Raw genomic sequence first — 10,599 nt, forward strand, 5'->3', positions numbered from 1 at the left:
TTATCTCATCTTTTTTCACCGTAAGCGCTGGGGAATTAAACCCAACTAAGATTAAAAAGTTATGGGGATTCGTCAGCCTCCATGGGGCTCAACACAAGCATCCATGCTTGTGATGTTCGCTCTTATCACATCAGCAACACCTTCCTTTAAATCAGTGTGTTACATTATAGACAACAGTGTTCTACAACAGAGCCTTAATTTTATTGTTCAGCGGTAATCGCTAACGCCATGGCTTCTGCGATTTTAATACCATCAATAGCGGCAGATAAAATACCACCAGCATAACCGGCCCCTTCGCCCGCTGGATACAATCCTTGGCTATTAAGACTTTGCATGGTTTCTTTATCACGAGTAATTTGAATAGGTGATGAAGTTCGAGTTTCTACTGCCGTTAGTGTTGCCTCTGCCATGGAAAAACCCTTAATTTTCTTTTCAAAAGCAGGTAATGCCTCTCTAATTGCCGCGATGGCATAATCGGGTAACGATTCACTTAAATCGCAATAAGTAACCCCAGGTTTATACGACGGCGTGACACTGCCGTGTTTACCACTTTTACGTCCGGCGAGGAAATCACCAACCAGTTGTACTGGCGCGTCATAGTTTTCACCGCCAAGTCTAAAGGCTTTTTCTTCTAATTTCCGCTGAAAATCGATGCCAGCAAGAACGTGGTCACGTTCACTAGCAAATTCGCCACTGGCACTCTTATTACTAAAATCTGCCGGTTCAATACCAACAACAATCGCACTATTTGCATTACGCTCATGACGAGAGTATTGACTCATACCATTAGTCACTAGGCGACCTTCTTCAGATGCAGCTGCAACAACGGTGCCGCCAGGGCACATACAAAAGCTATAAACCGAGCGACCATTACTACAGTGATGAACTAATTTATAATCTGCTGAGCCTAAAATTTCATTACCGGCATTATCACCAAAGCGTGCTTCATCAATGACCGATTGCTCATGTTCAATACGAAAACCAACGGAAAATGGCTTAGGTTTAATGTAAACACCTGCATCAAATAACATTTCAAAGGTATCACGAGCGCTATGGCCAATCGCTAAAGCGATATAACTCGTTTCAATATGATCGCCATTGGAGAGAGTTACACCGGTGACTTTTTTATTTTGGTAGCCTTCAATACCTTGGGTTGTACAGGCATTACCGTCAACATCGGTAAAGTGAATTTTATCTACCCGCTGGTTAAATCGAACTTCACCACCGAGTGAAAAAATTTCAGCGCGCATTTTCTCAACCATAGTCACTAGTTTAAAGGTACCTATATGCGGTTTACTGACAAAAAGGATTTCTTCCGGAGCACCTGCTTTAACAAATTCATGCAGAACTTTACGACTGTAATGCTTCGGGTCTTTAACCTGACTATAGAGCTTACCATCTGAAAAAGTTCCGGCACCACCTTCACCAAATTGCACATTAGATTCAGTATTTAAAATCTTTTTCCGCCAAAAGCCAAAGGTATCTTTGGTACGTTGTCGCACATCTTGGCCGCGCTCAAGGATAATGGGCTTAAAACCCATTTGCGCTAATAATAATCCAACAAACAAACCACAAGGTCCCATACCGATAACAACAGGACGACTTGCAAGCTCTTTGGGTGCTTGACTAACAAAGTGATAACTCATATCTGGCGTTGCTTTTACCTGAGTATCATCAGAAAATTGTGTCAGCAGCTCTTCATTAAACGTCGTTTCCACATCTAAGGTGTAAATAAGAAAAATATTATTTTTCTTACGGGCATCATAACCACGTTTAAACACAGTAAAATTGACTAACTGAACCTTTTTAATGGCTAATTTAGTTAAAATAGCTTGTTCAATTTCGTGCTCTTGATGGTCAAGGGCGAGTTTAATATTAGTTAAACGAATCATTCTTTAAGATCCAGCATAGGAAGAGTAATATTTTTCACTATTTTACCTGTACGCTATCATTTTATAAACAAGAGATTGAAATTGCGCTCAACAAAGGTATGATCAACAGCACTTTTAACACCAACATTAACGATTTTAGATAACACTATGACATTTGTGGTAACCGATAACTGTATTTTATGTAAATACACTGACTGTGTAGCAGTGTGCCCTGTTGATGCTTTTTATGAAGGGCCTAATTTTTTGGTTATTAACCCCGATGATTGTATTGATTGTGATTTATGTCCGGTTGAGTGCCCTGTTGATGCTATTTTTCAAGAAGATGCTGTGCCCGAAGATCAGAAAGAATTTATTGAGCTTAATGCTGAATTATCCAAAAACTGGCCGAGAATTACCGAAGTAAAGCCGGCTTTAGCACAAGCAGAAAAATGGGATGGGGTAACCGATAAAATCCAGTATTTAGCAACACAAGCAGATGACTAACGCTCGCCCCCCTTAAGTAAGCTACAGTCGATAGGAAAGCAGCTATACTAAAAAAGATATTACAACCCTTGGGGATAACTATGTGGCATTGCATTGAACAAGCCATTAGCATTGAAACTGGCCAGCCATTTCATATTTCAGAAACGCAAGAAATTTCTATCAGTGGTACTAGAGCCTCTTCATTCACTAGTTTACTTAATAATAAAGAGCCGCCATTAAATCTCTCTTTTAAAATTTCTGATGGCCAGCGTTGTTATTTTTTAAAAATAAATAGCAAAGATTATCTAGATAATTTTCAAGCCGAAGCTTATTCATTAAAGCAACTGAACACACTAACCAATATTGCCAGTCCAAGGGTAACGACCCTAGGAACCAGCTTAGATAAAAGTTTTTTAGTGCTCGATTATATCGACTTTAGTACCGCTAAACCTATGCTTTGGTACCAACTAGGTCAACAACTTGCACAAATGCATTATGAAACTAGCCATGGCCAGTTTGGTTGGCAACATGATAATTACATTGGTAGCACAATTCAGCCTAATCATTGGAGCAGTAACTGGACCACCTTCTTTGCTGACCAACGCATTGCTTGGCAATTACAATTACTGTCCGAACGTTCCATTATGCTAGGGAATATTGAACACATAGCCCAAGTTTGTCACGATGCCTTACTTCATCATCAAGTGACCCCCTGTTTAGTTCATGGTGACTTATGGCAAGGTAATACCGGTTTTACCGGTGAGCAAGCGATGATTTTTGATCCCGCTTGCTATTATGGTGACCGAGAAGTTGATATTGCTATGACAGAATTATTTGGTCATTTTCCTGACGATTTTTATCATGGCTACCAAGCAGAGTACCCGTTAGATGATGGCTATAGCCAAAGAAAGCTAGTCTATAATTTTTACCATATTCTCAATCATGCTAATATTTTTGGTGGTATCTATATAGACCAAGCCAAAGCAGCATTATCACGAATTATGTCTCTACCCTTACACTAATAATTTAAGATATAGAGCAAAGTTTTCGTTAATAAGCACTAGAATTAACCGCTATTTTTGGTAATTTAATTAAAAATAGTCATACTTAATAAAGAAGATATAAAACCCATTTCCCTTTTGTTATGGCAGGCTATATGATTAATAAACTCAGTGAAAAACGCATTTCTTGTCCCCACTGTGGCCACCACTTACACGCGACCCTAGATGCTTCAGGGGGCGATCAAGACTATTACGATGAATGCCCATCTTGTTGCATGGAAATTCACTACCATTTACACGTCGATGAATATAGAAAAAAGATTCACTTAACCATTGATAGTGATGATGAACAAGTATTCTAACCACGCCTTAAACAGGTAAATTCACTGATCACTAAACAGCTCATCTATAAACTAGCTTGACTTTATTTTAAGACATTTTTTGCCTTGTTTGCACAAGCCATCTCCTCTATCATGCTTTGCATTTAACGATAGTTAATATTCGTTTTCCCCTGCCCCCTTTATTAAAGTTACCGATAACATGAACCTAGCTGACTTCCGCACCCATAGTAAAAGCTTATTAAAATTGACTTACCCCATTTTAATAGCCCAATTAATTCAAAACTTAATGGGCTTTGTTGATATTGTCATGGCGGGACGTGTTAGCGCGACTGATTTAGCCGCCGTGGCCGTGGCCAATAGTATTTGGCTACCACTGATATTGACCATTTACGGCTTAATTATGGCTCTGGCAGCAATTGTTTCTCAGCTTGCCGGTGCCAACAAGTATAAGGATGTGGTCGAGCAAACCTATCAAACAGGCTGGATAGCTTTGCTGCTCGGTATATCGTTAATCGGCCTTTACTACATCCTCACCCCTATTTTAGCGCCACTCGTTACATTAGAGGGTAACCTTGAAGCATTAATGTTTGACTACCTAGGCTATATTGTTTGGGGCGCACCAGGCTATTGCATCTATTTAGTGCTAAGAAACTACTCTGAAGGTCTGTCGTATACTAAGCCAACCATGATTATTAGTATCATTGGTTTACTGGTAAATATTCCAGCAAACTATATATTCATCTATGGTAAGTTTGGTATGCCTGCCCTTGGTGGCGCCGGCTGTGGGCTAGCAACCGCATTAGTTTACTGGTCTATGTGTATCAGTATGCTTATTTATTGCTTTTATTCAAAGGTGCTAAAACAAGCCAATTTATTTAATACTTTTTATTGGCCGGTGTTAGCTGAGATAAAAGCCATCCTTGCATTGGGTATTCCAATTGCATTGTCATTACTGTTTGAAGTCAGTCTCTTTGCCATTGTCGCTATCATATTGGTCCCTTTTGGCGCACAAGTTGTCGCCAGTCACCAAGTTGCCCTAAACTTTACTGGCTTAGTGTTTATGGTGCCGCTAAGCATTGCCATGGCGACAACCATCAAAGTAGGTTACGCTATTGGTAATGGAAACTTTAAACAAGCGAGAGACTATACCAAGTATTCAATAGTGCTTGGCCTAGCACTCGCGTGCTTTACTGCGTTAATAACCGTACTTTTTAGAACACAAATCGCCGGTATTTATAGTACAGAGGCCCCAGTGATAGAATTAGCGGCCAGTTTAATGTTACTTGCTAGCCTTTATCAATTCTCAGATACCATTCAAGTTATTTCCGCAGGTGCCTTACGCGGTTATAAAGACACTAAATCCATTTTATATATTACCTTTGTTTCTTATTGGGTCGTTGGTTTATCTGTGGGTTTAATGTTAGGAATAACCGATTGGATTGTCCCTAAAATGGGTCCATATGGCTTTTGGGTAGGTTTTATTATTGGTTTAACTACCGCGGCAATATTACTGGCTTGGCGCTTACACGTCATTCAACAGCGAATTAAAAAGGCCATACTCGCCTAAGAAGAGACCAGCCCAGTAGGCTCAACTTAAAGTGATAGTGCCATATTCAATCACTTTGTTGCTTTAATCAGCAAGTAGTACTTATTTCTCAATGAATTACACAAAACTACTTGCAAGGTGATTAATCAGAAGCTAACATAGCCCTCGTTGAGTTATCAACAGCTGCTCGCTTAGCTCAGTTGGTTAGAGTACTTGCATGACATGCAAGGTGTCACAGGTTCGAGTCCCGTAGCGAGCACCAAATTAGGGTTTAATAACCCTCTAAGAAAACCCGTAAAGCCCATAACCAAAGGTTTTACGGGTTTTTTTATGTGCTGAGCTATTTTATGCCGTTCTTTGAAATCCACGTTTTTTAGTAGTACGGTATGTAGTACCGATTTTATTTGATAAAAGTTGTACTACTTAAATGGCTATAAGAACTAAACCACTTACCAATACAGAAGTTAAACAAGCAAAGCACAAAGATAAAATGTATAAGTTATCTGATGGTAATGGTTTACAGCTCCGCGTTATGCCTAATGGCTCAAAACAATGGTTATTAGATTATCTTAAACCTTATAATAAAAAGCGTACTTCAATCAGCCTAGGTTCATACCCTGAAACGTCACTAGCTAATGCCAGAAAAAAACGTGAGCATGCACGCGAACTGTTAGCCAATAATATAGATCCTAAAGAACATAAAGAACATAAAGACGACAAACATCGTGAACAATTACTTGCCGCCAACCACACCTTAAAAAGTGTAGCTACCGATTGGTTTGCTATTAAAAAACATGCCTATGTACTTGCCTCAGGATCGTCATCCCCGTGGTGTTTTAATCGGGGACCCAGTGTATAAAGAACAATAGATCCGGACAATATGCGTCCTGCATTGTCTAACAAGTAGCATCCATGCTACGTTCCGATCAGAAACTTCGAAGATGACGTTTACAAAGAGTTCCTGAGTAAACTACATAGGCATGTTAAAAAAAAAACTATCGCAGAAAATACAGCTAAAAGCCTATGGCGTAAATTTGAAAACCACGTATTCCCCAAACTAGGCCTCAGGCTAATAGATAACATATTAGCGCCTGAAACTATTGAAGCATTAAAGCCTTTAGCAGCTAAAGGTAACCTAGAAACAACAGGGAAAGTCATTGGGCATTTAAACAACATAATGACCCATGCCCTTAATACAGGGATATTACAGCACAACCCTTTGTCTGGTATTCGTAGCGCATTTTCAGCCCCTAAAGTAACGAACATGCCCACCATTAGACCTGATGAACTAGGTAAACTAATGAAAGACATCAGTTACGCCAGCATTAAACTAGTAACTCGATGTTTACTTGAATGGCAATTGCATACCATGACACGCCCTAGTGAGAGTGCAAAAGCCGAGTGGTCAGAAATAGATTTAGAGAATAAATTGTGGGTTATTCCTGCTGAACGTATGAAAATGCACTGTTTTCTAAAGGTATTTATTTTTAAGCTTTCAATTAATTAAATAATAATTCAGGTTTATCTGGAATTTGGCCTCATAATCTCTTGAATTATGAAACCAGGGTGTTCCAATTAAAGATCTCCAACATACCTTAACTATTATCAGATAGTACACGTACAATCGATTCTTTAATTTTTTTGTAATCACCAGCAAAAAATTCATCAATATTTTTAATTATTTGATTGTTAAACGCCTCTTCATCTTCATCATGGTTTACGGATTTTGATTTTTTAGAGATTGATATGTTATATATCCGATGCCATTTGTTTGCTAATTTTTTAGATCTAACATTTTTAAATATTTGCTTGTTATCACAGGCATGTTCAAAAATAATATTGCGCTGTTCGCCATCATTTGGGCCAATTATTAGAACCAAAATAATTGAATCAACTCTATTAACAAATTCAAATAACAAAGTACGTTCAGTACTCGCCCATTCACCTGTCCCAGACTTTTGAATATCAAATTCTCCCCATTCTTTCGGTGAAAATCTAACGTATGATTTAGACGAATGAGCTAAGTCAATATTTAAGGTCTCTTGATTTTTTTCTAAATATTTTGAGAGTAAATCATAAGTTTCACTAGCCTTATCTGGCCTATGTTCAAATATTAAATCCAATGCTTGTTTGTGTTGTTTATAAATTTTCTTACACAATTTGCTAATATCTGTATCTTCCAAAATATGTCTCTCTATCATTTGTAAGTATTGTTCAATGGCAAATACAACGGAATTACTCGACGTTGACTTAACTTTTTTCAATGTTTTATGTAATATTTCTGAAATATCTTCATAAGAAATAGCTACCCAATCTTCATTGTTTTCTGGTGGTAGCCCTGAAGGGGTTAGAAGAGCGTAATACCTTTTGTATGAGGGGTATTGCTCTTCAATAATTTTTTGATATCGGGTTAACTGATCTGAATGTTCTCCTGACCAAATTTTGTTTTCAATAGCCAAAACAAATCTATACCGCTCAGATACTATTAATATGTCAATATTTCTCCATTCCCTTTCAACGGAAAAATCACTGTAATCATAGCAACCAACATCTATTAACGAGGGGGCATTATTTACATCAAATTCATTAAAGAAATGATAAAGAAAATTTGATAGACATTTACTCATCAGACCATGATTTTGAGAAGGATCAAGAATAAACCCTAAAAAATTAGAATGCCTCAGTTCGCTGTTGACAGCGCCTATGGCTTCAAAAATATTGAAACCATTTAATGAGTCTTCAAGCTCTTCTAGCTCAGCAGAAAACAGAAGACTACTTAATTTTAGCTCTATAGAATCATCCAGATGCTGCTTACATGTCGATTTATTCATATGCTCCATTAATTATCCTTTATTTATTTCCAATTTTTATGTATACCTAGCAATCTTTCAAAAACACATTAGCATCGCCAAATTCGATAGTTTTCTTATTACCCTGCGCATACACCTCTGCACCTAAGGAAGATAACTCAACCATTATCAAAGCGCCTGACGGTTCACAGTCAGCATCCACTTCTGCTTCAGTTTGAGCAGTTATCCAATTTAAGTATTTTTCAGTTGCTTCTTCACTGAACTCTATCACTAACTTTTGTTTCATTTGTATTCCTGTTTTACCTAATAGTTACTTGTTTTTATTTTGCACTTTTCTTTTTCTATCAACTCTTTCCGCAATCGAGCCACAACTACCGACAAACAAAAAAATTGCGACTATTGCTTCAAAGCTACTTGCCCCAAGATATTTTGCATAAATGAATAATCCATAAAAGGTTGCACCAAAAAGAGCAACACCAGGAATAAAAACTATAATAACCATTACAATATATGCCTTTGATAATAATTGTTTTTTAGTCAACTTTCTCACTTCCTAAACACAGGTTCATTTCAACAACAATGTTAACAATTTTTTTAGCTACGTCGAGACTTCGACTGACCACATCATCATTTGGCATCGCTATGAGGTACTTTTCAATAAAGTACAATTCTGCAGCAATTGTTTTTGCACCAGAATAAAGAGCCACAAGTGTTATTTGCCAAGAATAATAGTCATATTCACTTCGGCACTCTTCCATTATGTTTACGCCTATAGGGTCCCATTCTTGCCACAAAACTTCATTTACTCTTTCATGTAATACATTCACACTTTCAGGTAAGTCCTCGGTTGAGGCCAAACGGTTAATTTTATCCATGGCATCACTGTGTTTTCCTTGCTCAGCAAAGTCATAAAAGCAATCTTGTTCCTGATAGCTTTGACACCAAATTTTTTTTAACTCTGCTTCTGTAGATATTTTTGGGGTAATCATTTTACCTGCTCTGCTTTGTATAAAAAATGCTTATTGGTAAGTTCGGTTTCTTGTTGCCAATAATAAGCAACTAAAGGGTTTTCTTCTTTTGCCGCATTGTAATCAACACAAGCAACCTTATTAGACAATGTACTTGGCACACCATTAAGTGTGTAGTGACCCACAATCACAGGTAATTCAAGAAGCTCTGGCGTTTGGTTTACGGGTAAATCGATGTTAGGAATATCATCAATAACTTCAGGTTGAACTTGAGCAATATCCCGATAAGTTTGAGCCTTAGATAACCACCATTTAGAACGTATTTGAGTTCTTTTTATACCTGTTTTATCTTGAAAACTATAGCCTACTGGTAAGGTGATTTCAGGGCCTTTTAATAGCGTTTCTATTAACTGATAAAGCTCTGTTGATTTATCAAAGGCATTTAGAAAACATTCTGCTTTAAGCTGTTTATCTTTATTTAAATACTGAGCTAACTGATCAACTGATGCTTGCTGCCAGCATGCATGTATTGCTCTAATACCACCAAAGTCGAGATAAAGTGGTAAAGATTTAAACCAAGTCACCCAGTAATGATGTACTTCGCTGCCTTCTATAACACTATCTAAAAAACCTTGATGCTGCTTAGTATTATTAACATTATGTGGGCGAAGCCATTGAGCAGTTTCAGGGTGTTTGGTTGCCCAACCTATGGCATTAAATTCATGATTACCCATAAGGCAATAGGCAAATCCATTATCGATAAGCTGCTTAACTTTTGTTAAAAGGGCAACATGATCAACATCCGATGAGGGGGCATTATCAATTAAATCCCCAATAAATACGAGTTTTGTGCTACTTACCAGTGATTGAGCGTTGGTTACATCAAAGTTAATATCTTCAAGCAAGTTATTTAATTTTTTAATCTGACCATGTAAATCACCTATAAAAACTAAATCTGGCTTCTTATTTACCCAACTTTTTTGCTTCATTACCTCTCCTATAAAATATCTATGGTTCTAGTATAACCACCGCAGCGACAGCTGATGTCGCCCTAACCCATTAAATATGATTTTCGTTCTTCAATTTTTTCAATTAACTCGGTGGGTTGTAGCACCTTGACATATCCACCAAACCATAACAAAAAGTGCACAAGTTCATGAGTAAACTCCACACTAACTTTTACCTTTGCTGTGCGCACCATACTGTTTTCAATTAGATCAATTTTCTGATTTTCTGATAGCATCGCCTCTTCAAAGATTAATAAAGCAGGTCCTGTAGCAAGAAGTTCGAGTTTGATTAATTTTTTAGATAATAAATATCCCGTAGCATTTGAACTTAAGTACTCCTTAATGTCATTGGCACAGAATTGATTATCTTCCAGGTTATTTGATACTGCTAAAATCTTTGATAACTTGAATAGTTGAAAAACATCTGGGCTATGCGTTTTAGTCGCAACTAGGTAATGGCTATTTGTACGAATAATAAGCCCATGGGCATTTAGTAACTCAAGTTTCGGGATTCAAAACAAACAATAAAAACTGAATAACTCGATGATTTAAAAGAGGTTGATGTCTCATTA

Annotated in this window: 11 protein-coding genes, 1 tRNA gene and 2 pseudogenes; 7 read left to right on the forward strand and 7 right to left on the reverse strand. The window is 37.5% G+C overall.

The features are described 5' to 3' along the window. Positions 1-200 precede the first annotated feature (200 nt). Positions 201-1,892, reverse strand: coding sequence for an NAD(P)/FAD-dependent oxidoreductase (locus MTCD1_RS17460; protein ID WP_057180755.1), 1,692 nt, complete (start codon positions 1,890-1,892; stop codon positions 201-203). A 147-nt stretch (positions 1,893-2,039) separates the two neighbouring features. Between MTCD1_RS17460 and fdxA the strand changes: the two genes are divergently transcribed. From fdxA to MTCD1_RS23305, 7 genes and pseudogenes are all read left to right on the forward strand, one after another. After that, on the forward strand, positions 2,040-2,375 hold the full coding sequence (gene fdxA, locus MTCD1_RS17465; protein WP_057180754.1) for a ferredoxin FdxA: 336 nt from the start codon (positions 2,040-2,042) through the stop codon (positions 2,373-2,375). Positions 2,376-2,455: 80 nt separating this feature from the next. Beyond that, positions 2,456-3,376 carry a fructosamine kinase family protein gene (locus MTCD1_RS17470; protein ID WP_057180753.1) on the forward strand — a complete coding sequence of 307 codons (921 nt, stop codon included), beginning with the start codon at positions 2,456-2,458 and terminating at the stop codon, positions 3,374-3,376. 134 nt (positions 3,377-3,510) lie between these two features. Further along, positions 3,511-3,717: a CPXCG motif-containing cysteine-rich protein gene (locus MTCD1_RS17475; RefSeq protein WP_057180756.1), complete on the forward strand. Its 207-nt coding sequence runs from the start codon at positions 3,511-3,513 to the stop codon at positions 3,715-3,717. 178 nt (positions 3,718-3,895) lie between these two features. After that, positions 3,896-5,263, forward strand: coding sequence for an MATE family efflux transporter (locus tag MTCD1_RS17480; RefSeq protein ID WP_057180752.1), 1,368 nt, complete (start codon positions 3,896-3,898; stop codon positions 5,261-5,263). 164 nt (positions 5,264-5,427) lie between these two features. Then, a tRNA-Val gene (locus MTCD1_RS17485) sits at positions 5,428-5,504 on the forward strand. Between the two features lie 165 nt (positions 5,505-5,669). Next, a pseudogene (locus MTCD1_RS17490) lies at positions 5,670-6,029 on the forward strand (integrase arm-type DNA-binding domain-containing protein); the annotation flags it as partial. 138 nt (positions 6,030-6,167) lie between these two features. Next, positions 6,168-6,722: pseudogene (locus tag MTCD1_RS23305) on the forward strand (tyrosine-type recombinase/integrase); the annotation flags it as partial. Between the two features lie 115 nt (positions 6,723-6,837). Here MTCD1_RS23305 and MTCD1_RS17500 read toward each other — a convergent pair. From MTCD1_RS17500 to MTCD1_RS23455, 6 genes are all read right to left on the reverse strand, one after another. After that, on the reverse strand, positions 6,838-8,082 hold the full coding sequence (locus tag MTCD1_RS17500; RefSeq protein WP_057180750.1) for a PDDEXK-like family protein: 1,245 nt from the start codon (positions 8,080-8,082) through the stop codon (positions 6,838-6,840). Positions 8,083-8,119: 37 nt separating this feature from the next. Next, entirely contained in the window at positions 8,120-8,338 is a 219-nt protein-coding gene (locus MTCD1_RS17505; RefSeq protein ID WP_057180749.1) for a hypothetical protein, read from the reverse strand. Between the two features lie 24 nt (positions 8,339-8,362). After that, a complete protein-coding gene (locus MTCD1_RS17510) occupies positions 8,363-8,593 on the reverse strand; it encodes a hypothetical protein (RefSeq protein WP_057180748.1) in 231 nt (76 codons plus the stop codon). Continuing rightward, positions 8,586-9,041 (reverse strand): hypothetical protein, encoded by a 456-nt coding sequence (locus MTCD1_RS17515; protein ID WP_057180747.1) that lies wholly within the window; start codon positions 9,039-9,041, stop codon positions 8,586-8,588. Before MTCD1_RS17515 ends, MTCD1_RS17510 begins: the two co-directional genes overlap by 8 nt. Next, entirely contained in the window at positions 9,038-10,009 is a 972-nt protein-coding gene (locus tag MTCD1_RS17520; protein WP_057180746.1) for a metallophosphoesterase, read from the reverse strand. Before MTCD1_RS17520 ends, MTCD1_RS17515 begins: the two co-directional genes overlap by 4 nt. Positions 10,010-10,071: 62 nt before the next feature. Continuing rightward, the gene (locus MTCD1_RS23455; RefSeq protein ID WP_057180745.1) at positions 10,072-10,263 is read right to left on the reverse strand and encodes a WCX domain-containing protein; all 192 of its coding nucleotides are present in this window, start codon (positions 10,261-10,263) and stop codon (positions 10,072-10,074) included. Positions 10,264-10,599: the final 336 nt, after the last annotated feature.

This window comes from Colwellia marinimaniae, assembly GCF_002207865.1.
Taxonomy (GTDB): domain Bacteria; phylum Pseudomonadota; class Gammaproteobacteria; order Enterobacterales; family Alteromonadaceae; genus Colwellia; species Colwellia marinimaniae.